This window comes from Chryseobacterium cupriresistens (assembly GCF_046614675.1).
Taxonomy (GTDB): Bacteria; Bacteroidota; Bacteroidia; order Flavobacteriales; family Weeksellaceae; genus Chryseobacterium; species Chryseobacterium cupriresistens.
In genome coordinates this window covers 274661-297976 of sequence record NZ_JBKKJT010000005.1, presented here as the reverse complement: position 1 = coordinate 297976, position 23316 = coordinate 274661, and the positions used below count along the sequence as shown (strand labels likewise).

Below are 23316 nucleotides of genomic sequence, written 5' to 3'. Positions count from 1 at the left end.
AACAACTTATTTATCATAAAAAATAAAATCATTAGGTTTAAAAAATCATTAGGTTTAAAAAACGCAATATCAGTCATCATTTAAAATTCTTTTCCATTTCGCAATGGTATTTCGGCTTATCTTAAAATGATCACTCACCTGAAGATTAGTCAGTTCATTTCTTTTCTGATAACTGAGAATTTTCAGAATTGATTCCTTATCATAAGAACGGAGCCTCTGGTTTTTACGTTCCATAGTATATTCTGTTTCTCCAAAAATCAGTTGATTAAATTTCAGAATATCAAAAGCTGAATGTAATGTTTCCAGCTTAAGCCTGATGGCGGTATCTGATAATTTCTCGGGAAATTTTTCTTCAAGAATGTCGGTATAAATCTGCTTATAATCTGGCATCATCTTATATCTTTTTCATCCATTTATATAAAGTGGTCTTGGGTATTTTATACCTTTCAACCACATCATTGGCCGTCATTTTCCCTGTCTTTATTTTATCAAGAATAAAATCCTTAACCTCCTGCGTATAAATGCTTTTTCTGAAAACCATGGTATTTTCCTTTTGAGTAAAGACATTATCAATTCTCGCCTGGGGAGCATATAAAATGAGATGTCCGGTATAAAACCGGAAGAAATCGAATTTTAAAAGTTTACACCATTTCAGAAGAACATCAGTATCCATACTTTTTGTATGATACATGCTCTCCACTTCATCTTCCGTACTGTTTAAAAACCGGGAAATTCTTTCTATTGAAATCTGATACTCTTCCACTTTGGATCGGATCAGGCTTCCAATATGAATGTTCTTAATATTCATCACAATGTTTTTAAGTAAAAATATTGACAAGAAAATCAAAAAACACCATCAGAACCTACTCAAGATTACGTATGAGTAACAAAAATCGGAATTCTGTTTAAATTTTTATCAAAAAGCTGTTGATATTGATCTCTGAGGGAATATTCAGTTTTTTCCGGATCCTGTATTTTTTACTTTCTACAGCCCGGATACTGTTATTGGTACACTGTGCTATTTTTTTGGTATCAAAATCCAGCTTCATCAGTGCACAGAAATAGAGCTCAGAATGGATCAGATTAGGATTTATTTGTAAAATATCCGGAATAAAATGAGGAAAAAATACCTGAAATTTCTCAAAAAACATGGGTGAATTGCTTTCCGCTAAATTCAGTATTTCCTGAATATTTTCCTCTGAAAGATGGTTAATCAACATCTGGTGTTTCATCAATTCCGAATTCGTTTTGACCAGATCCTTGATGGTGGAATCCTTGGCTTTTTTATCGGAAATTAAGCCATGAATCAATGCGTCTTTCTGTGTAATAAATACGATATCCATTAAAAAGGAAGCAACGGAGAATAAAATATTCAGCAGTTTGATTGTTTTAAAATCTTCTTTTTCTATGAATCGGCTCTTTGGCAGGAAATCAAAATCAAAATACAGACATGCAATGAAATTGATACTGATGATGAATGTAATAAAAAAGATCGTAAGGGAGTCCTGTTTGTATTTCAGAAAGAACGGAACAGCAAACAGAAGACAAAAGTAAAAGTATTCTACACCTGCGTTTTTGTAAGTATAAATATGAAAAAAGCTTACTATAAATGTGAGTAAAACAAATATACCGATAATGAAAGGCTTTAAAACCTTTTTGAACCGTTTCGTTTTTCCTTTGATAGCCATGAGGAACAGCCAGAAGAAGGTAATAACGGTAAGAAATATGGAGATCAGCATATCCCCAAAAAAAGTAATAATAAAAATGGAGTAAAACAGGAATATGAAAAACAGTAAAAGCAAATACCGGTTAATAAGATGAAGATAACTACTTTCAAAATCATCATCCATCTTCTCAGTTTCGTCGTTAATCATCTTAAAGAAAAACTTATAAATCATCTTGTTGTTTTTTTGTGCTCTCACAAGCTTAAGTTGGCATTTGTACTCCTGAAAGTATAAATTTTCCAATATTAACAGCCTTTCATGCAAAATAGAAATCTACAAAACGAAATGTATTAGTCTTTTTCAGCATTAAAAGGAGATGATTAAGGTGTTTTTCTAGCTACAATTTACTAAAATTAGATGTTAAAATTATCAAATGAAATGCCATTTTTGACAATAAATTAACAATCATTTACCTTGAATCACTTAAAAAAGCATGGGCCTGTGTTTTTAAGCAGGCAAAATTATCAATCCCAACGGAAAGGTATTAGTCTTCCGATACGCAATAATACTCATGCGTAATTAAACTCAAATAACAAAATATACCCTTCATACCCCAAATAAAAAAGAGAACTTTAAAAGCTCTCTTTTGGTTTTTTATCTACGATAAGAATTTTAGTTTTCTTTCAGTTTGGCAATCACATCCAAACCACCTTTTGTAATATCTCCGATCTTACATATAATCTCAGTATCCAAAGGCAGGAATACATCCATTCTGGAACCGAATTTAATAAATCCGAACTCATGCCCGGCTTTGGCTTTATCTCCTTCATTACAGTAGAATACAATTCTTCTTGCTACATATCCCGCAATCTGTCTGAAGACTACTTTGTGATTGGTCATCGTCTGCACTGCTACGGTAGTTCTTTCATTCTCTGTAGAAGATTTTTCATGCCATGCTACCAGATACTTTCCCGGGTGGTATTTTTTGTAAATCACTTCTCCTGAAACCGGATATCTGCAGATGTGAACATTCAGAGGAGACATAAAAATAGAAACCTGGATTGCTTTACCTTTTATAAATTCATCCTCTTCCACTTCTTTGATCATAACCACTTTTCCGTCCACCGGAGCGATCACATTTTCTCTGTGGTCAAGAATATTACGGTCCGGAACTCTGAAAAACCAGAATACTAAACTGTAAATAACCAGCAAAGGCATAATGATCAGCAGGGACCATATTTCAAGGAAATAAATTGCTAAAGCGCCCAGAATGATAAAAAGTATGGTCGCAACGGTAATCGTTCCTTTTGATTCTCTATGTAATTTCATGAGATTAAATAAATTTTTCTAAAATAAAGTACAAATATACGACAGGAACGCAGATAATAAAACTATCCAGCCTGTCTAAAACTCCTCCATGTCCCGGAATGATGTTTCCACTATCCTTTACACCGAAGTTTCTCTTCAATTGACTTTCTACCAGGTCTCCTAATGGCGCAAAGGCTGCCACCAGAAATCCTACGATCATCCAGTTTCCTCTCAGCTCGGGCTGATAGTGTTCAATAAAATAAGACAACACCAATGTTAAAACAACACCTCCGGCATAACCTTCCCATGTTTTTTTAGGCGAAATCTTAGGAGCCATTTTATGTTTTCCAAAGAATTTTCCTACCAGATAGGCAAAAGTATCACTACTCCAGATAAGGATAAACAGGAAAAGAACTTCCAGAGAGAAGTTTTCATTATAACTGGAGAATTTGGGCAGTCCTAATGCAAAACTGAACGGGAGAGCCACATAAATAACGGTAAAAATAAGTTTTCCGCTGTCAAAGTATAATTCGTTAGGATATTTGAATAAGGTTACTACAGCTATTCCAATCAAGGCGAGTGCTAATATTTCACTAAGTCTGAAATCAAAAAAGAAATCGTGATTAAAATACCTTTTGGAAAACATGTAGAAAATAAAAATGACCAATGGATATACGACCCATTTTTCATAGCCGTTTCCAAACTTCATAATTTTAACACATTCCCAGGTTCCTACAATCAGCAGAAGACTCATTAAACCGTGATACAGATACTGCTGTTTGGCAAGACCAGGTGCAATACTGTTCAGCAGCTGCGCTCCCAACGGAGTAGAACAAAGAATAATGATGGCTACATAAACGATACCTGATACGGTTCTTTGAATGAGATTTTTGTCCAAAATTTAAAATTTAGAAGTGGTTGCTTAATCTTCAAGCAGCAATAAAAACAGTTTTGTATTGGAATTGGAAGAACTATCCATTTTCGATTGGCTTCCGCTGATGGAAGTAAGGTTCTTGATATTTCCGTTTCTTTTTATTTTACCCATGGCATCATTCAGGTTGTTTACAATCTGAGAAACATTGGCAATGATGATAATTTTATCAGGAAGCCTTGAAGAATGATAATGCAGGATATTATTATGCGAAAGCATGATTCTGCCGTCATAGGCAATGAGATATTCACAGGTGATGAATGCGGCGTCATTAGATGGCTGTAATTCTGACGTATATGAAGACTTCACAACGTTCAAAAAGTTCTGAAGTTCTTTATCCCAGCAGAAAAGGTTGTGAACACCTTCTATTTTAATAATTTGATTTAAAGTTTGTAGAGCTTCCGCTTCATCTGCACAATAATTAAAAAATCCTCCCGAATGCGTAAATAATTGCGCAAACTTATAGTCAAGATCCGCATTTTTCAGCGAATCCCCAAGTTTCTCCAGGCTCTGTTTGTCCTCTTCTTCAGGCTGGTTGGTAAGTTTGCTTACAATCCTCTTGAATAAATTCAACTTAATCTATTTTTAGTCAACTTTATACAAAAATAGAAAATAAATTACAATAGTGTCCAAAATATCTCCTTAAATATGAAAAAACCTGACAATTTTGCGATTGTCAGGTTTTTATTAATTCTATTTTTTAAGAATCTTAAAGCTGTGTCGGGCTTTCGGGAGCCTGTATTTCGCTTTCTTCTTCTTTCTCTTTGATCTGAGGTGTTTCCTCTACAATGGGCTGATCTTTTTCAGGAATAGTATTGGTTACAGGTTTCTCTGTCAATTCAGGATCCCATGCTCTTTTTCCGAAAATCTCTTCAAGGTCTTCACGGAAAATCACTTCTTTTTCAAGCAATTTACTTGCTAAAGCGTCAAGCTTATCTTTATTCTCGTCAAGAATTCTTACCGCTCTCTCATATTGATTTTCGATGATTGATTTGATCTCTGCATCAATTTTTGTAGCGGTTTCTTCAGAATAAGGCTTTCCGAAATTGTATTCAGACTGGCCTGAGCTGTCATAGTAAGAAATATTACCGATATTCGGGCTTAATCCGTAGATTGTAACCATTGCCTGAGCTCTCTTTGTTACGGTTTCCAGATCAGAAAGTGCTCCTGTAGAAATATTATTGAAGATCACCTGCTCTGCTGCTCTACCTCCCAATGTTGCACACATTTCGTCCAGCATCTGTTCAGTAGTGGTAAGCTGTCTTTCTTCAGGAAGGTACCATGCTGCTCCCAGTGAACGTCCTCTAGGAACGATCGTCACTTTTAAAAGTGGAGATGCGTGTTCTACCAACCATGAGATCGTAGCGTGTCCTGCTTCATGGTAAGCAACTCTTCTTTTTTCAGAAGGTTTGATTGCCTTATTTTTCTTTTCAAGACCGCCGATGATTCTGTCTACAGCATCAAGGAAATCCTGTTTTGTTACTGAAGTATGATTATTTCTTGCTGCGATAAGTGCTGCTTCGTTACAAACGTTGGCAATATCTGCCCCACTGAAACCAGGGGTTTGTTTGGCAAGAAACTCTCTGTCTACATTATCATCAAGTTTGATCTTTTTCAAGTGAACATCAAAGATCTGTCTTCTTTCGTGAAGTTCCGGAAGGTCTACATAGATAGAACGGTCAAAACGTCCTGCTCTCATCAAAGCTTTATCAAGGATATCCGCTCTGTTGGTTGCTGCCATTACGATAACGTTGGTATCTGTTCCGAAACCATCCATTTCAGTAAGAAGCTGGTTCAAGGTATTTTCTCTTTCGTCGTTTCCGCCGGAGAAATTATTTTTCCCTCTGGCACGTCCGATAGCATCAATCTCATCAATGAAGATAATGGCCGGAGATTTTGCTTTAGCCTGAGCAAAAAGGTCTCTTACTCTGGAAGCTCCTACTCCCACAAACATTTCAACGAAATCGGAACCTGAAAGTGAGAAAAACGGAACTTTAGCTTCCCCTGCAACAGCTTTCGCCAATAGGGTTTTACCAGTTCCCGGAGGCCCTACTAAAAGAACTCCTTTAGGAATTTTACCTCCCAGTTTTGTATATTTCTCGGAGTTTTTCAAGAAGTCTACTACTTCCTGAACTTCTTCTTTAGCACCTTCCAATCCTGCAACATCCTTGAATGTTACCTGAATTCTTTCTTTTTCGTCGAAAAGCTTCGCTTTGGATTTTCCGATAGAGAAAATTTGTCCGCCAGGACCTCCGCCTCCACCCATCTTTCTGAAAAGAAGGAAGTAGAATAATCCTAAAATTGAAATCCAAACCAGCGCAGGGATTAAGATATCCATTAATGCGCTCTTCCCTGTACCGTAATCTTTGGTTGTTTTAATAACCGGATTGCTGGCTTTGACCTGTTCAAATTTCTGAAGGAAAAGTTGAAGATCTCCGTATTTCACAGAAAAATCTGCTTTTGGAGCCATTTCGAAGGCAGAAAGGGGGTTGTTTTCTTTTCCGGCTTTGGAAACCATTGCCGATTTTGCTTCTTTTGTTAGGAAAACATCAGCTTTCTCTATGTCTTTGTATATAATTATATTCTGGACTTTGCCCGCCTGCATTTCTCTAAAGAAACCATCTTCATCAATAGATTTTGCGGCATCACCTCCAAGGAAATTGGAGCCAAAGAATAGCAAAAGAGCTACGATTGCAATAGGAAAGAACCAGTTGAATCCTTTATTATTCATTTAGACTTTTTAAAATTTTTATTATTCATTTTCAATTCTGGTAATGACTGCGTCACCCCAAAGTTCTTCTATGTCGTAGTACTCACGTACCTGTTTCTGGAATATATGAACCACCACTGAAACGTAATCCACCAATACCCACATCGCATTTTCAGTACCTTCTACGTGCCAAGGTCTGTCCTGAAGTTCGTTTCTTACTTTCTTCTCTACACTTCCCGCTAATGCAGCTACCTGTGTATTTGAGTTTCCACTACATATCACGAACGTTTCTGCTACTGAGTTTTCGATGTTTGAAAGATCAAAGATCATAATGTCTTCTCCTTTTACATCCTGGATAGCTTCAACGATTTTATCTATTAACGCTTGTTTTTCTGCTGTTTTATTCATTAAAAAAATACTATAATCTGCAAATTTATTGTTTTTTCTTTACTTTAACCTTACTTTTACCCTCTTAATCTCTTAAAGTTTTCTTAAATGAGCCAACTCTTTTACCTGAAAGAATGTTCTTCTACTAATGACGAAATATCAAAGTTTTTACTTTACGGAGATTCAAATTTTATAGGGCTTCATACTTTTAATCAAACTAAAGGCCGTGGTCAGTATGGAAATATCTGGACTCAGACCGCCGGAAAAAATCTGGCTTATACGCTGGCAGTGAATACTCAGAACATCCTGTGCTCCGACTTTATGTTCAATTATTATACCGCAATGGTGATCCGGGATTTCCTTGCCAAATTGTCTGACTCTGAGGTAAAAATCAAATGGCCGAATGATATTATCCTTAAAGGTAAAAAAATCGTTGGAATTTTAATAGAAAAGAAAAAAATTAATCAAAATAATTATTTCATCATAGGAGCCGGAATCAACATTCTGCAGGAAAATTTTGATGAAATATCCAATGCAGGGTCACTTCTGACGCAGACGGGGATGCAATTTGACCTGGAAGAACTTGCCTTAAACCTTCATGAATATTTGTGTGAAAAGCTTAAAAACATACCTTCAGATCAGGAAATCCTGGATGGATTTAATAAAAACCTTTTCAGAAAAGATCAGATATCGGTCTTTGAAATTGAAAAAGCGCGACAAAATGGCATTATCCGGCGTGCAGACGAAAAGGGTGAACTATGGATCGAACTGGAAGACGGAATGCATTCCTTTTATCACAAAGAAGTAAAATTACTTTACTGATTGGCTCTCTTGATATACAAATAAAGGGTAAGCGGCAAAAACACCATATTAGGCAGCCACATGGCTACAGCTGGAGACAAACTTTTATTTTCCGAAACCACTTTTAAGGCTTCGAATGAAAACACGAAAATGAAGGCCAATGAAATACCGATGGCTAGATTGACTCCTAATCCTCCTCTTTTCTTCTGTGATGACAGGGAAAGCGCCAGAAATGTCAGAATAATAATTGAAACAGGCATGGAAGTTCTCTGGTGAAGTTCATTCAGGTAAGAGTTCAGGTTGCTGTTTCCTCTTTCTTTTTCCCTTTCAATAAATTTCAAAAGTTCCGGAGTGGTTTTATTTTGTCCCAAAAGCTCATTCGGGAAAAGTTCTTCCGGAGAATGCCCGTAATTTTTCCTTAATTCTATTCCGTTACCGAGTTTTTCGGTATTGTCTTTATTGATTGTTTTTTCCAGATAGTTATTTAAAACAAACTGTTTTTTAGCTTTATCCCAATACACTTCACTTGCCTTCAGCTCATAGGTCATTTTTCTGTCTTTATCATATTTCTGATAGACAAAACTCGACCCTCTTTTTTCTCTTTTATTCCATGAATCGACAAAGATATACTCCGTTTTACTCAGCTGTGAAGAAGCAGGTGCTGTTCCTAAAATCTTTTCTTTATTGGCTGCATTATACGTATACGCTTCCAGTTCATTTTTCTTGATATTGGCCCATGGCAGCACCATATGGTACACCACAAGGGCGATCAATCCAATAAAAATGGAAGTAACCAGATAAGGTTTGGAAAACCTGTGGAAACTGGCTCCACTACTGATAATAGCAACAATTTCAGTATTATTTGCCATCCTGGAGGTAAAATAAATTACCGATATAAATACCAGAATGGAAAGGAAAGTCACCACAAGATTGATGATCCAGAAAGGATAAAAATGGATAAGGAAATAGGTCAGATCCAATTTCGGATCAATGGCCTTGGCATTTTCTATCCTTGGAATCTTCTGCTGAACATCGATTACCAATACGACTATAGACAATAATACCAACATGAAACTGAAAGTCCCAAGGTATTTTTTAATGATATATCTGTCTACAATTTTAAGCATATTCTCTTACAGTCTTTGTCTAAGAACCGGTACTACAGCGTTTTTCCATTCATAGAAATCACCTGCAATAATATGTTCTCGGGCTACTTTTACCAAATCAAGATAGAATGCAAGGTTATGAATCGAAGCAATCTGTTTTGCCAGATATTCTTTAGATACAAACAGGTGGCGAAGATACGCTTTTGAATATTCACGATCTACAAAACTGGTTCCAAATTCATCCAAAGGCGAAAAATCGCGTTTCCATTTTTCATTTTTAAGGTTCATTACCCCTTGCCATGTGAAAAGCATTGCATTTCTTGCATTTCTCGTTGGCATCACACAATCCATCATATCAATTCCCAGCCCGATCGATTCAAGGATATTCCACGGAGTTCCTACTCCCATCAGGTATCTTGGTTTCTCTTTTGGAAGGATATCTGTCACTTCGTCAGTGATTCTGTACATTTCTTCTTCAGGCTCTCCTACCGAAAGTCCTCCGATCGCGTTCCCTTCTGCCCCTGCTTCGGAAATCACTTCTGCAGAGATTTTTCTAAGATCAGAATAGGTAGATCCCTGAACAATCGGGAAAAGCCTTTGCTTATGTCCGTATAATTCAGGATTATCATTCGTCCAGTCAATACATCTTTTCAGCCAGCGGTGGGTAAGCTCCATCGATGATTTTGCCTGATTATAATCGCAAGGGTAAGGTGTACATTCATCAAAAGCCATGAAAATATCGGCTCCGATCTGTCTTTGAATTTCCATTGATCTTTCCGGAGAGAACATGTGGTAACTTCCGTCGATGTGAGATTTGAATCTCGCACCTTCTTCTGTCATCTTTCTGTTGCTTGCCAATGAAAATACCTGAAAACCTCCAGAATCAGTAAGGATAGGAAGATCCCAGTTCATGAATTTGTGCAAACCACCTGCATCCTGCATCGTTTCCATGCCCGGACGAAGGTAAAGGTGATAAGTATTTCCCAGAATAATCTGAGCTTTAATGTCTTCTTTTAATTCTCTCTGATGAACTGTTTTCACACTTGCTACAGTTCCCACAGGCATAAAAATAGGAGTTTGAATCTTCCCGTGATCTGTGGTAATTTCCCCTGCTCTTGCTTTTCCTTCAGAGGTCTTTTCTATATTAAAAAATTTCATCTCTATACTTGTTTAGACACTGTTTTACCAGTGATTTTTTGTATCGCAGAAACTTCTGTGTCCATTTTACCTTACTACAGGCATTACAGCACCATTCTGTTTCAGCTTATCCTTCACATATTTATCTGCTTTGGGATCTTTTTTCAGCAATATTTCCTGTGCATCATTAGCGATCCCGTCCATTTCTTCTTTAATTACATAGTATTTGAAACTGTCTACAAAATCATCCGGTTTTACCTTATATGATTTCAAAACAGCCCTTGTCCCTGCTTCCATATTTTTGTCAGGATAGATAAAGATAGCCTGATCGTTGATGGCAAGATCGGCAATGATTTCAGCCATCAAACCTTTATCGACCAGATTTTTGGGCTTATCAATATAATCGCCACACGAAAACAGGCTCAGCAAAACGAAAATAAAGATTAACTTTTTCATCAGTTTCATAATCTGTTGATGAGTGATTTCCATTTTAAGTTCAATACTCCAAAAACTGCTTCATGGATAATTCCGCCGTTCATTTTACTTTCTCCTAAAATCCTGTTGGTAAATATAATAGGAACTTCTACAATTCTGAAACCTTTTTTAAAAGCTCTGAATTTCATTTCAATCTGGAATCCGTATCCTTTCAGTTTTACGTTATCCAATCCTATTTCTTCCAGTACTTTTCTTGAAAAGCAGACAAATCCTGCTGTAGTATCATGAATTGGAAGGCCTAGTACAAACCTTACATATTTTGAGGCAAAGTAAGAAAGCAATACTCTTCCCATAGGCCAGTTCACTACATTTACTCCTTTTGAATAACGGGAGCCAATGGCCATATCTGCATTTCTGCAGGCTTCAAAAAGTTTCGGCAGATCGTTAGGATTGTGTGAAAAATCGGCATCCATCTCAAAAATATAATCATATTTATTTTCGATGGCCCATTTAAATCCATGAATATAAGCTTTTCCCAGTCCATCTTTTACATGTCTTACCGACAAGTGGAGATAATGTGGATATTTCTTCTGCAATTCTTTCACAACTTCTGCTGTTCCGTCGGGAGAAGAATCATCTACTACTAAGATATGAAAGTCGTCCTCCAATGCAAAAACTGCGGAAATAATATTTTCAATATTTTCCTTTTCGTTATAGGTCGGGATGATGACGAGTTTTTTCATTTCAGTTTGCAAAGATAGTTTATTTAACCTTTTTATTTTATACAAAATAATCTATAATTTTGCAAAAATATTTCTCGGGGATTAAGCGGATGAAACAGATCCTTTTATTCAACAGATCTGAACAATACGTAAAATCGATGAGAGCAAATATTTTAACTGCAAATTCATGGATCTGGTGACAGGAGAATCTGTGCCGGCTGTGTTATCTGAAGTTAAATAATAAATAAAAAAATTAAATTTTGCCATCATCACAACACTTCATCAATCACGTAAGAATACCTGAAAATAATGATTGGGTAATCTTTATCCTTGTGGGTTGTATTTTTTTATACGTTTTTATGATGAACGTCATAGAAAGAGATGCCAGCCTCAGAGATTTTCTGATTCAGAAATATTTTGATGCCAGCAATAATCTTCCCAGCTGGATCATCACCTCCTGTGTGACCACACTTACTCTGTCTGTATTAATTTCACAGTATGTACCTGTAGTACCGAAATATATTGCAGATCTTCAGCTTTTGGGATATCAGCTTAATAAATTGGGTTATACTTTGCTGGCAGTGCTGCTTTTTTATGTAATAAAATCAACATTAGGCTTTTTATTTTACCAAAGTATAGGGGATGGAAAAAAATGGACTATTTTTTATTTTACCTCCACAAAGTTTTATTTCATTCTTTCATTTTTGCTAATAATTCTTTGTGTAGCCCATTATTACTTCCCGATAGACAGAAATAAAATGTTTTTATATTATTTCTGCTTCTTCGCTTTTGTATTCATTTTCAAAGTTTTTTTCTATTTATTTCACAAGAACAAGATTCTTCCTGAAAAATGGTATTATAAATTTTTGTATATTTGCACCCTCCAAATCGCACCATTATTATTGCTTTGGAAGTTGTTATTTTTTTAATAAAAGTCAATGATGAGAATAAAGTCTATATTGGTTTCTCAACCAGCGCCTAGTGAGTCTTCTCCATATCTGGATATAGCGAAGAAGGAAAAAATAAAGATTGATTTCCGTCCATTTATCCACGTCGAAGGGGTTGACAATAAAGAGCTCAGAACACAGAAAATAGATCTGACGCAGTATACCGGTATTATTTTTACCAGTAAAAATGCGATTGACCATTACTTCAGGCTAGCAGAGGAATTGCGTTTTGCCGTTCCGGATACGATGAGATACATCTGCCAGTCGGAAGCAATTGCCAACTATCTTCAAAAGCATATCGTGTACAGAAAAAGAAAAATCAGCTTTGGGGAGAAGAACTTCTCAGACCTGCTTCCTCTTTTCAAAAAATTCCCGACTGAAAAATATCTGCTGCCATCTTCAGATGTTTTGAGTCCGGATATTGTAAAAACCATGGATGCATCTAATGTAGACTGGACAAGAGCAATTATGTACCGTACCGTATGCAGCGACCTTACAGATATCAATGTCAAAGATTATGACATGCTGATTTTCTTCAGTCCGCAGGGAATAAAATCGCTACAACAAAATTTCCCTGACTTCAAGCAGGATGAAACAAAGATCGGAGTTTTTGGAAACACGACTTTGGCAGCTGCAGAAGAAGCAGGATTAAAAGTAGATTTAATGGCACCTACGAAGGAAACTCCTTCTATGACAATGGCCCTTGAAAAGTATATTAAAGCACTTCACAAATAGTCTTTAATTATAAAAATACAATGAACCATCTTTTCAATAAAGGAAAGATGGTTTTTTTTTACCTAAATTTGAACAAAAATTAATATTGAAAGGATTTCTGCTTAAATTACTTACTTTCAGAAGAAAAAAGTATAAGAACATTCTATTCAATAAAAAAATAAAAATACCCCGGATGAAAGCTCCACAGGCAAAAAAAATTGAAAAAATACTAGAAAAACACGGCGATAGAAGAACTGATAATTACTTTTGGCTGAATGAAAGGGAAAACCCTGAAGTTATCCGATACATTGAGGAAGAAAATGCCTACGAAGAATTCATCATGAAAGATACGGAAGCTCTTCAGGAAGAGCTTTTCGAAGAGATGAAGGCCCGCTATAAAAAGGATGATGAGTCTCTGCCTTATTTCTTTAATGAGTACTGGTATATTGTGCGTTATGAAGAAGGCAAAGAATATCCTATCTTCTGCAGAAAGTATAAAAGCCTTGAGAATGATGAGGAAATTGTACTCGACGTTAATATTCTGGCAGACGGCAAAGAGTTTTTTGAAGTAGGAAGTGTAGCAGTAAGCCCCAGTAACGAACTGGCCTCTTTTTCTTCAGATGATGTAGGAAGAAGAATTTATACACTTAATTTTAAAAATTTAAAGACAGGAGAAATTTTGCCGGATACGATCCCTAATACCACAGGGAAAGCTGTTTGGGCGAATGATAACCAGCATATTTTTTACATCAGAAAAGACAAAAGTCTTCGGGCATTTCAGGTATACAGACATCAGCTGGGAACAGATTCAGTGGAAGATGTTCTGATTTTCCATGAAGAAGATGAGACTTTTGATGTCAATGTATTTAAGACAAAATCATTAGAGTATATTTTCATTGCAAGCTCAAGCACTATTTCGGATGAACACCGTTTTATCCCTTCTGACAATGTATTTGCAGAATGGACGGTGATCCAGCCAAGAATAGATGATCTTGAATATTCAGTAGAGCATTATAAAGACGAATTTTATATCATTACCAATGCGGATGATGCGATCAATTTCAAGATTGTAAAGACAAAGATTGATAACTGCGGTATGGAAAACTGGGTTGACGTGATTCCGCACCGTGCAGAAGTTTTACTGGAAGGTTTTGAAATTTTTAAAGATTATCTGGTTCTTGAGGAAAGAGAAAGAGGATTGCTTCAGATCAAAATCATTGATGAGAAAACACAGGAATCTTACTACTTACCTTTCTCCGATCCTACTTATACGGCTTATATCGGGATCAATCTGGAATTTGATACGGAAATTTTACGCTATGGATATACTTCTCTTACACAGCCTAGTTCCACATATGAGTACAACATGAAGGAAAAGACGACAAAACTTCTGAAACAACAGGAAGTTTTGGGTGGAAAGTTTGCTCCTGAAAATTATATTTCGGAGAGAATCTGGGCAGATTCAAGAGATGGAAAGACAAAAGTTCCTATTTCACTGGTATATCATAAAGACACTAAGAAATCACCTGACACTCCCCTTCTTTTATATGGATATGGAAGCTACGGACATACTGTTGATGCCAGCTTTTCCAATGTAAGATTGTCTTTGCTGGATAGAGGATTTATTTATGCTATTGCTCACATCCGTGGTGGAGAATATCTGGGAAGAGAATGGTATGAAGACGGGAAGATGCTGTTTAAGAAAAATACATTTTTTGATTTTATTGATGCCGGAAAATACCTGATCAGAGAAAATTATACTTCATCCAAACATATGTATGCCATGGGAGGAAGTGCCGGCGGATTGCTGGTAGGCGCTGTGGTAAATTATGAACCTCAGTTATTCAACGGAATTGTGGCACAGGTACCTTTTGTAGATGTTGTTACAACAATGTTGGATGATACGATTCCGTTGACAACCGGAGAATATGATGAGTGGGGAAATCCTAATGATAAGGAATACTATCATTATATGAAAGACTACTCTCCTTATGATAATGTAGAAGCGAAAGATTATCCGCATATGCTGATCACGACAGGATTCCATGATTCTCAGGTACAGTATTGGGAACCTGCAAAATGGACGGCAAAACTGAGAGAATTAAAAACAGATAATAATATTTTAGTCTTCAAAACCGACATGAGCTCCGGACACGGAGGGGCAAGCGGAAGATTTGAATCTCTGAAAGAAGATGCACTGGAGTATGCGTTTCTGTTAAAGATAAATAATAATTCATAAATGATAAATGATGGATAGCCCGGATTATAATACAATTTTTGCTCTTAAAACAAAGCAGCTAGCCATCATGATCATTAAAGAATTTTCTAAACTTCCACCTAATGAAGCCTTTTCTGTGATCAGAAAACAAATATTCCGGTCTTCTACTTCTATGGCTGCTAATTATAGAGCTATGTGCAGAGCAAGATCAAAAGCTGAGCGGTTTTCTAAAATATCTATCGTGATTGAAGAAACTGATGAAACTTTGTTTTGGCTTGAAATGTTAGAGGAACTGGAATATGTTCAAAAAGAAATTATAGCAGATATAAAAACAAAAACTGAAGAAATACTGAAAGTAACTTCTTCCTATAGAAAAATGCTAAAGAACTAACTTTATCATTGATCAACTATCATTTATCATTTAAATATATTATGAACGAATCCGAATATTGGAAAAAAATAGAACAGTTCTTCGAAGATAATTTTCAGACTGAGAAGAATCCGCCCATTGAAACCCTCTTATTTCTGATAGGGTTGCAGGAGCTGGGAAGCGGCCAGCAAAAATATACAAAAGAAGACAAAGTAAACCTGATTCATATTGCAGTCTGCAGATTGCTTGAGCCTTTTGGATATTATAAATTTACCCACTATGAAGACGGATGGCCCCACTTTGAAACTGTGGAAGAACTTCCGGAACTCAAACCTAATGAGCAGACTTTGCTTATGAAAAAGGCGATTATCCAGTATTTTCAGGAAGAAGAACTGATCTAAGCCGTAAATGCATCAATTTAGAGTTTTGATAAAAATTCCATGTAATAATTATCAAAACCTATCCAAATAACATTACTTTATTAACGAAATAGAGACAAGCCAAAAACTTGCCTCTATTTTTTTAAACAAAATCAATATGGCTATTTAAATTCTAAGTAAAAATTTAAACACTTATTTAAATTTTAAACCAATTCATTTCCAGGTCATTATCAGAATCCTTTCTTACAAATAGAACGTTTCTCACATAATATTTCTCATTTTGATTGGATGGTACCACATGAGAGTTGTATTTTAGTCACACTAAGACCACATTCTTTTGGCCCTTTTCTGCGGCCAATTTCCCTCAGATATTATGGTCATTTCTTCAAGATGTATAAGTCTGAAAAAACAACAAAGCAAATGATAACTCCGGTTCACATAATGAGTCGGGGAGGATAAAATTTGAATAAAAACTACACAAACCAAACAATTGAAAAACGATGTATTTCGAAAAAATTCTTCTGAAAAAAAACAGATTAAAATTTAAATAGAAATCAAACCATGAAAAAAATTAACACCTCTTTGATGTTGATCATTGTTAATTTAGCCTTTTCACAAGTAGGGGTTTCCAAAAACCCCACTGTTGAAATTCACAACAAGGCTATTTTACAGATAGACGGGAAATATGGGGGTAAAAATTTTGGTATGATGCTTCCTGAAGTATCTTCTCCAGACAATCTTCCTCTCTATGCACCAGCTGCCTCTGATCCAGAAATGACAGGGATGATGATGTTTGAAAAAACACATGCCACTTTTTACTCTTATGACGGAGCAAAATGGAACAATGAACCTACTGCTGCAGATTTCAAGATAAAGCAGTCCAGGTTTTTGTCTAATGCTGATGAAGAAATCAGTGTCGTTTGTGTTCTTCTCGGATGTGGAAGACATGTGGGGCTTGGGTTCAGTGCGCCTGTTGACGGGCAGAAATCTTACAACAATCTCGGTATAATAAGAGAAACTGCGGTTGTTCCGGGAGGAGGACTCTATACAGACCAGAGTTTTGACAATGCAAAATTCGTTATTAATCAGGCAGGTGTTTATGACATTTACTTAAATGTACCCTCCAAAACAGGAGGTGCCGTTTCTTTGACCAGCGGTCCGCAGTATCAGTTAAGAGCTTATCTTAAGCAGCCTGACAACAGTTTTAATGAAGTCAAACTAACCACCTTTTCGCCTGATTATTACGGAATCCTGGGAATTGGCGGAGATACCAACACGGCGGCATTTACAACAACCCGAATCCGATTGAATCCCGGTGATTATATTGTTTCCAGAATTCAATCTCCTCTTGCCACAGTATCTGTAGTTGTTACCTTAACTGCTGCTACAAATACTAATATCGCCTCATTCTATCCAAGAGAAATAATATTTACCAAAGTAAGTGATTAAGATGACAAAGAAAGCAATTGCACTCAACATATTAACTTTAACAGCCCTGGGAAGCCTGGGATATGCTCAGGTAAAAATGGGTGACAACCCGGAAAAAATTCATACAAGAGCCCAGTTACAGGTAGAAAGTAAGACAAAGGGAATCATACTTCCTGTTGTCGAAAATCATATCGAATTGCCTAATTATAATGCCTCTCATCCGGATTTATATGAGAACAACCCTAGTGATAATGGACTGGTATTTTATAACAAAGAAATAAAAGACGTTGTAAAATATGACGGCTACCGATGGCTGGCAGTTACCGAAAGGAGTATTAAAAATTATAAAAATCTAAGTATCCTGGGATCAAATGCAGCTGATCTGACTGTTGCCAATGTACTGGGAATTACCGGACGCCCCACTCTACAGTTCAACATTTTAAATGATGCTGACAGAAATAACATCAATAACCTTGGGCTTACTGTAAATAGCAATGGCGAGATTACCATTCCTTCTGATGGTTTTTACAGAATTAATCCTTCCGTAAAAACAAGCAGTGCAGGCGGTCTCTCTGTAGGAAATGCAGCTACAATTGTATCCCTGCAGGCGCTCTATGTAAATGCATTAGCAGATGGCTGGCAAAAAATTCATGAAAACAGTTTCTTACTTTATGGATTGGTGGTTACAGCAGGCAGCTCCAATTCTGTGAACAGCTTTTCTACCACCAAATATCTTCATGCAGGTGACCAGATCCGCCTAAGAGGCGGAATTCAGGCTGACACGGGTTTGAACCTCGGAACCGGAGTAAATTTTAAAATGAATGATAAAGACACTTATATCTATATCGAAAAACTGAACTAATATGATAAAGAAAACATATATATTCACACTTTTACTGATAGCATCAATATCCTTTTCTCAAGTCACAGTAGGCAGTAATGCAAGCTCAAGTGCCAATGCAATGTTCAGTGTAGTCAATAAGGAAGATAATGCAGCAAAATCTAAAGGGATGATGATCCCGACAGTAAATTATGAAACTGAACTACCTCTTTACAATGCCATTCAGCCAGATCACTTCAATGATGACCCAGGCATGCAGGGAATGATCTTATACAGAAAGGACATCAAAAGAGTGGTTGTCTATGATGGTGAGAAGTGGAAACCCACTTTTTATGAAAGCGGAGGAAGAACAACCCGCGCCAGTATGAATCCTGCAATGGCAGAAAGCGACTTCCCTTCTGTAACCTGTGTGCTTATCGGATGTGGAGAAAAAGATGTCCCGTTCGGATTTTATGACAATACACAGGATATGGATAAACTTGGGATCATTAATCCGCAGGGGATCGTAAATAGCAATTTCAACAACTTTACTTTTAAAGAATCAGGGCTCTACAGGGTGCTGATTAGTTTAAAAGTAAAAACTTCAGGGATACATGTCAGCCCGCCAACCATTTCTTTCAGAGCTTTGAAGAACGGAAATGTGCTTGCGAGAAATGATATTGCTTTAAATGAAGCCATATTAATTACTGCAGGAGCAAACAGGGTGGGAACCATGGAGTTTCTGTCTATGTTTGACAAAGGAGATCAGTTGAAAGTTCAGGTTTCAGGAGGAGTTTCTATTCTGACTGTGGCTGATGTCTATAAAATTGTTCCTACAGACGGAACTTTTATCAGTATAGAAAAACTGTAATTCAATAACAGAATAATAAAGAGGATGTTCATTGTAACATCCTCTTCATATAGCTTTATATAGTATAAAAATCTTTGTTATCATTACTTTTACATTTCAAAATCTTCAGATGGAAACTGTTTTACATTAACCTATTAATTCTTCCAATTGATTCAGTCCCATTTTAAAGCCTTCTTCAAATCCCATATCCATAAGCTTTTTCATCACTTCAGGAGAATGGTAATGGATATTGATGGTTACTTTAGTTCCTTCCTCCACTCCGGTAAAGCCAATCAGCCATTTTGACCTTGGGAAGTCTTCATTGATATTCCCTTTTTCATCACAGAAAGCACTCATCCAGTCAAGACTTCTGTGTTCTGTAATTTCTCCATATTGAGTTTGAGCATACATAGGTCCTTTTTCACCGTTCGGACCTACCATTGTGTACATCCAGATACCTCCTTCCTTGAAATCCTGACTTACCGTTTCACATTTCCACGGTTTAGGTCCCCACCATTGATCCAATAATCTTGCTTGTGTAAAATAGTTCCATACGGTTGAAACATCAGCCTTAAAAATCTTCATAACATAAGTACTTGATGCATCAAAATCTTTGTTGAAAATGATCGTAGATTCCATATATATTTATTTTTATTAAAGTTAGCATTTTATTTATTGAAAGGACTTTTCATATGACAAGTAAAAGATAATTCATAAATAATTGTTAAAAAACACTCTTTTAAGAAAAAAAAAACAATTTTTTGGCTCGTTTTTTGTTTATGTACTCTTAAAAAAATTAATTTTAACATTCATTTTTCCAAAACATATATATTTTAAATAATGAATAACAAATTCATCCCAATAATTTCAGTGTTTATGACGATCTCACTGATTGTCTTTGTAACGCTCCAATTTTATTGGTTGAAAGGCTATTACGGCGTACTGGAACAGGATTTTTCAAATAAAGTGTATGCGGTTTTGGAAAGTACTTCAAAAAGTATTGAAGAGATTGAAGCTGACAAATACCTGAATCAGGATTATAAAGATTTCAGAAAAAATATTCTTGCGAACAGCAAACAGCCATCTTTAACTACCATTCAGCAAGTAGAAGACTCCGGGACTCAAAGACAGATTATTTATTCCAAAAATATTATTGAAAAAACGCAGCTGCCTATTTCTCAAAAAGGAGATTCTATCAAGCTGACTACATTGTATACAGACGAAGCTGCTTATAAAATAAAAAGAGATACCACCAATCGCGAACTTTTAACGCAAGATATCAATCAGGAGATTGAGACGGGAGATTATTCCATGAAAGAGTTTGTGAAAGTATATGGAAACAACCTTCCTATTACTAAAAGAGTAGATCCGAAAACTCTTGACTCCGTTATTGCCAAAGAACTGAAAATAAGAGGTATCACTGCCAAGTTCGGATATGGAGTTCTGGATCGTAATAATAAGCTTACAAGCATTGCGAATAAGGCTTATAAAGAAAAGAAAGACAGTAATACCTACAGCTTTCCTCTTTTTGCCGATAAGAAAAATACTTTATACAGCCTTGCCCTGGTATTTCCTAAAAAAGAATATTCCCTGGCGATGAATAACTGGCCGATGCTTTTGGGAACATTCCTTTCTCTCCTTACCATTCTTGGGATTTATATTATTTCCATCAATTATATGATGAGGCAGAAAAAACTTGCTGAAGTAAAAACAGACTTCATCAACAACATGTCCCACGAGTTTAAGACGCCATTGGCAACTATTTCTGTTGCAACGGATTCATTGGCTAATGACAAAATTGCCACCAATCCGGATAAAGTAAAATACTATTCCGAACTGATCAAGCAGGAGAATTTAAGGATGAAAAAACAGGTGGAAAATGTACTTAACATGTCCAAGCTTGAGCGAAATGAAGTGGAATTATTTTTAAAAGAGACCAACGTAAGAGAGCTGATCAAAAAAACAACAGAATCTTTCAATCTGATTGTACAGCAAAGAAACGGAACCCTTACGCAGAAGTTCACGGCCACTCAGTATAATTTTAAAATAGATGAATTCCACATCTCCAATATGCTGGTCAACTTACTGGATAATGCCAATAAATATTCTCCTGAAGCACCGGAAATACATGTGGAAACAAGAAATGAAGGACACTGGTATGTGATTGAAATTTCCGATAAAGGAATGGGAATGGATACACAGAATAAAACCAAAATTTTCGAAAAATTCTTCAGGGAAGAAACCGGAAATATTCACAACGTAAAAGGCCAGGGATTAGGTCTTTCTTACGTGAAGAAAATTGTAGAACTGCACAAGGGACAGATTATTGTAGACTCTCATAAAGGAAAAGGAAGTACGTTTACGATAAAACTGCCGATGAGCTAGAAAAATAAATGATAGATGATAAGCGATAAATGATACCGATCTCTTTCACATCAGTTATCAATGATCATTCATCAATTATAAAGTTAAACCAAATATCAAAATATAGAAGATAGAGTGAGGAAGTTCATTCTTAATTGTTAATTTTTAATTATTAAAATTATGAGCAACAGAATATTATTAGTAGAGGACGATCAGAGTTTCGGGGCGGTGCTTAAAGATTATTTGACCATCAATAATTTTGAAGTGACTCTTGCCACTGACGGGGAGCAGGGACTTAAAGAATTTACAGAAAATGAATTCGATATCTGCATATTTGACGTAATGATGCCTAAAAAAGACGGATTTTCATTAGCGGAAGACGTAAAAAAGATTGATAAAAATACACCTATCATTTTCCTTACTGCAAGAAACATGAGAGAAGATATCCTGAAGGGATATCAGTTAGGTGCTGATGATTATATTACAAAACCTTTTGATACTGAGCTTCTTTTATACAAAATAAAAGCAATTCTTCAGAGAAGTTCTACCTTGGAAAATGAAGAACAGGAGCAGTTCAAGATCAGCAATATTTTCTTTGATTCTATGCTGAGACAGCTGAAAGTAGGTGATAAAGAATATAAACTTTCTCCTAAAGAAAATGAATTATTAAAACTTCTTTGCATCCACAGAAATGATTTCATGCCGAGAGACCTTGCTTTAAGAAAGATCTGGAAAAAAGAAAATTATTTTACAGCAAGAAGTATGGACGTTTATATTGCCAAGCTTCGTAAGTTGTTAAAAGACGACGAAGGATTGGAAATCATCAACGTTCACGGAGAAGGATTTAGACTTTTGGTAAAAAATTAATCCAAAAATCAAATTATAAGTATAAAATTAGCAAAACAATTGAAAATGTTTTGCTAATTTTGTTTCATACCCATGGATATGAAGAATACATTTATAGGTTTGATTGCCGTATCACTCTTAGCCGCATCCTGTAAAAAGGATGAAAGAGCTACTTACTTAAAAGAAGAAGCCAACGCTGGTCAGCCCAACGTAGCTCTAAATACCACCTCAAAAACCGCTCTGATGGAACAGGCAGGCATCCAGTCCAACGCTGCTCCTGCTCCTATGGCTACAGCTCCGGGAATGAATCCTCCACACGGGCAACCGGGGCACCGATGCGATATTCCGGTAGGACAACCTTTGAATGGGCAACCTTCCGCAGCTGCTCCTGCAACACAAAATGTAAATGTGAGCGGGGGCAATACCATCCAGATTGATCCAAATGCTATATCACCGGGAAAAATCACCCTTGATAATAACGGGAAACAGATAAAAACCGCACCAGGAATGAATCCTCCACATGGACAGCCTGGACACCGATGCGATATTCCTGTAGGACAGCCCTTAAACAGTAAGCCAGCTCCTGCGCCACAGGCAGTGCAAAATGCAGTTCAAGCAGCTCCAAGTCCGGCTCCTGCACCTGCAGCACAGAATCTCGCAATGGGAGAAAAACCGAAACTGAATCCCGCTCATGGTGAGCCATGGCACAGCTGTTCTCTAAAAGTTGGTGATCCTTTACCATAAATTTTGTATTTTTGCACAGATGAAGCTGTTTCACATACTTGCCATAGTTTTTTGTCTGGGAGTTTTTCTGATTCCCAAGGACTATTTCTATGCGCAGGAAATGCAGGAAACATGCTGTAAAGCAGAATCTTCCAAGAAAATGGACTGCTGTAAAAATCATTCTTCAAAAAAAGACAGCAAACATGATAACACAAAATCATGTAATGACGACTGCTGCTCATCATGCATTGCCTGCTATACTTTTATTGAAACCCCTTTTTCAAAAAATCTACGTCTGGAACTGTCTTATTACAAAGCGAATAAGAATCCTCAGTTTCAATATGCAGATCCTTATCTTTCAGACCGTTTGAAGGAAATCTGGCAACCACCCAAGATAGGTTAATTAAATAGCATGGGTTCATTATGCCTTATAATGAACTGTTTTTTTAATTAAT

At 36.4% G+C, this 23316-nt stretch carries 26 protein-coding genes; 13 read left to right on the top strand and 13 right to left on the bottom strand.

Annotated features, from left to right (window positions below):
* Positions 1 to 69 precede the first annotated feature (69 nt).
* The 8 genes from ACLI50_RS15815 to rsfS all read right to left on the bottom strand — a co-directional run bounded on the left by ACLI50_RS15815 (position 70) and on the right by rsfS (position 7021).
* Positions 70 to 393, bottom strand: a complete 324-nt coding sequence (locus ACLI50_RS15815) for a helix-turn-helix domain-containing protein (RefSeq protein WP_343639772.1) — start codon at positions 391 to 393, stop codon at positions 70 to 72.
* Position 394: 1 nt separating this feature from the next.
* The gene (locus ACLI50_RS15810) at positions 395 to 808 is read right to left on the bottom strand and encodes a transposase (RefSeq protein ID WP_411414195.1); all 414 of its coding nucleotides are present in this window, start codon (positions 806 to 808) and stop codon (positions 395 to 397) included.
* Positions 809 to 905: 97 nt separating this feature from the next.
* Positions 906 to 1898: a helix-turn-helix transcriptional regulator gene (locus tag ACLI50_RS15805; RefSeq protein ID WP_411414194.1), complete on the bottom strand. Its 993-nt coding sequence runs from the start codon at positions 1896 to 1898 to the stop codon at positions 906 to 908.
* A 438-nt stretch (positions 1899 to 2336) separates the two neighbouring features.
* Positions 2337 to 2993, bottom strand: coding sequence for a phosphatidylserine decarboxylase family protein (locus ACLI50_RS15800; RefSeq protein ID WP_202841772.1), 657 nt, complete (start codon positions 2991 to 2993; stop codon positions 2337 to 2339).
* 4 nt (positions 2994 to 2997) lie between these two features.
* Positions 2998 to 3870, bottom strand: a complete 873-nt coding sequence (locus tag ACLI50_RS15795; protein WP_110008380.1) for a phosphatidate cytidylyltransferase — start codon at positions 3868 to 3870, stop codon at positions 2998 to 3000.
* Between the two features lie 24 nt (positions 3871 to 3894).
* Positions 3895 to 4476: an LUD domain-containing protein gene (locus ACLI50_RS15790; protein ID WP_110008379.1), complete on the bottom strand. Its 582-nt coding sequence runs from the start codon at positions 4474 to 4476 to the stop codon at positions 3895 to 3897.
* A gap of 136 nt (positions 4477 to 4612) precedes the next feature.
* Positions 4613 to 6634, bottom strand: coding sequence for an ATP-dependent zinc metalloprotease FtsH (gene ftsH / locus ACLI50_RS15785; RefSeq protein WP_120232489.1), 2022 nt, complete (start codon positions 6632 to 6634; stop codon positions 4613 to 4615).
* Between the two features lie 21 nt (positions 6635 to 6655).
* A complete protein-coding gene (rsfS, locus tag ACLI50_RS15780) occupies positions 6656 to 7021 on the bottom strand; it encodes a ribosome silencing factor (RefSeq protein ID WP_047097448.1) in 366 nt (121 codons plus the stop codon).
* An 87-nt stretch (positions 7022 to 7108) separates the two neighbouring features.
* Here rsfS and ACLI50_RS15775 point away from each other — a divergent pair, with 87 nt between their 5' ends.
* Positions 7109 to 7822, top strand: coding sequence for a biotin--[acetyl-CoA-carboxylase] ligase (locus tag ACLI50_RS15775; protein ID WP_137904422.1), 714 nt, complete (start codon positions 7109 to 7111; stop codon positions 7820 to 7822).
* Here the strand turns inward: ACLI50_RS15775 and ACLI50_RS15770 are convergent.
* From ACLI50_RS15770 to ACLI50_RS15755, 4 genes are all read right to left on the bottom strand, one after another.
* Positions 7816 to 8928: an LptF/LptG family permease gene (locus ACLI50_RS15770; protein WP_034691587.1), complete on the bottom strand. Its 1113-nt coding sequence runs from the start codon at positions 8926 to 8928 to the stop codon at positions 7816 to 7818. The genes ACLI50_RS15775 and ACLI50_RS15770 overlap by 7 nt on opposite strands.
* 6 nt (positions 8929 to 8934) lie before the next feature.
* Positions 8935 to 10065: a tRNA guanosine(34) transglycosylase Tgt gene (gene tgt / locus ACLI50_RS15765; RefSeq protein ID WP_202841775.1), complete on the bottom strand. Its 1131-nt coding sequence runs from the start codon at positions 10063 to 10065 to the stop codon at positions 8935 to 8937.
* Between the two features lie 66 nt (positions 10066 to 10131).
* A complete protein-coding gene (locus tag ACLI50_RS15760; RefSeq protein ID WP_238349660.1) occupies positions 10132 to 10500 on the bottom strand; it encodes a DUF4296 domain-containing protein in 369 nt (122 codons plus the stop codon).
* Positions 10501 to 10505: 5 nt separating this feature from the next.
* Entirely contained in the window at positions 10506 to 11222 is a 717-nt protein-coding gene (locus tag ACLI50_RS15755) for a polyprenol monophosphomannose synthase (RefSeq protein WP_343643901.1), read from the bottom strand.
* Positions 11223 to 11461: 239 nt separating this feature from the next.
* On the opposite strand from ACLI50_RS15755, the gene ACLI50_RS15750 reads away from it, so the two are divergent.
* From ACLI50_RS15750 to ACLI50_RS15715, 8 genes are all read left to right on the top strand, one after another.
* Positions 11462 to 12130 carry a DUF4271 domain-containing protein gene (locus ACLI50_RS15750; protein WP_411414193.1) on the top strand — a complete coding sequence of 223 codons (669 nt, stop codon included), beginning with the start codon at positions 11462 to 11464 and terminating at the stop codon, positions 12128 to 12130.
* Between the two features lie 12 nt (positions 12131 to 12142).
* Positions 12143 to 12883 (top strand): uroporphyrinogen-III synthase, encoded by a 741-nt coding sequence (locus tag ACLI50_RS15745; protein ID WP_034691594.1) that lies wholly within the window; start codon positions 12143 to 12145, stop codon positions 12881 to 12883.
* Positions 12884 to 13055: 172 nt separating this feature from the next.
* Positions 13056 to 15101 (top strand): S9 family peptidase, encoded by a 2046-nt coding sequence (locus ACLI50_RS15740; RefSeq protein ID WP_411414192.1) that lies wholly within the window; start codon positions 13056 to 13058, stop codon positions 15099 to 15101.
* Positions 15102 to 15108: 7 nt separating this feature from the next.
* Complete coding sequence (locus ACLI50_RS15735; protein WP_238349662.1) at positions 15109 to 15471, top strand: four helix bundle protein; 363 nt, start codon at positions 15109 to 15111, stop codon at positions 15469 to 15471.
* Between the two features lie 41 nt (positions 15472 to 15512).
* Positions 15513 to 15851: a hypothetical protein gene (locus ACLI50_RS15730; protein ID WP_202841781.1), complete on the top strand. Its 339-nt coding sequence runs from the start codon at positions 15513 to 15515 to the stop codon at positions 15849 to 15851.
* A 540-nt stretch (positions 15852 to 16391) separates the two neighbouring features.
* Positions 16392 to 17279 (top strand): hypothetical protein, encoded by an 888-nt coding sequence (locus ACLI50_RS15725; RefSeq protein ID WP_343643897.1) that lies wholly within the window; start codon positions 16392 to 16394, stop codon positions 17277 to 17279.
* 1 nt (position 17280) lies between these two features.
* The gene (locus ACLI50_RS15720) at positions 17281 to 18120 is read left to right on the top strand and encodes a hypothetical protein (protein WP_411414191.1); all 840 of its coding nucleotides are present in this window, start codon (positions 17281 to 17283) and stop codon (positions 18118 to 18120) included.
* A gap of 1 nt (position 18121) precedes the next feature.
* Positions 18122 to 18949 (top strand): hypothetical protein, encoded by an 828-nt coding sequence (locus ACLI50_RS15715; protein WP_202841784.1) that lies wholly within the window; start codon positions 18122 to 18124, stop codon positions 18947 to 18949.
* Positions 18950 to 19075: 126 nt separating this feature from the next.
* On the opposite strand, the gene ACLI50_RS15710 is transcribed toward ACLI50_RS15715, so the two are convergent.
* A complete protein-coding gene (locus tag ACLI50_RS15710; protein WP_202841785.1) occupies positions 19076 to 19567 on the bottom strand; it encodes an SRPBCC family protein in 492 nt (163 codons plus the stop codon).
* Positions 19568 to 19768: 201 nt separating this feature from the next.
* Here ACLI50_RS15710 and ACLI50_RS15705 point away from each other — a divergent pair, with 201 nt between their 5' ends.
* The 4 genes from ACLI50_RS15705 (at position 19769) to ACLI50_RS15690 (ending at position 23264) form a co-directional block, all read left to right on the top strand.
* Positions 19769 to 21313, top strand: a complete 1545-nt coding sequence (locus ACLI50_RS15705; RefSeq protein ID WP_062673264.1) for a sensor histidine kinase — start codon at positions 19769 to 19771, stop codon at positions 21311 to 21313.
* Between the two features lie 159 nt (positions 21314 to 21472).
* Entirely contained in the window at positions 21473 to 22159 is a 687-nt protein-coding gene (locus ACLI50_RS15700; RefSeq protein WP_002982671.1) for a response regulator transcription factor, read from the top strand.
* A gap of 78 nt (positions 22160 to 22237) precedes the next feature.
* Entirely contained in the window at positions 22238 to 22882 is a 645-nt protein-coding gene (locus tag ACLI50_RS15695) for a hypothetical protein (protein ID WP_238349663.1), read from the top strand.
* Positions 22883 to 22901: 19 nt separating this feature from the next.
* Entirely contained in the window at positions 22902 to 23264 is a 363-nt protein-coding gene (locus ACLI50_RS15690) for a hypothetical protein (protein ID WP_411414190.1), read from the top strand.
* Positions 23265 to 23316: the final 52 nt, after the last annotated feature.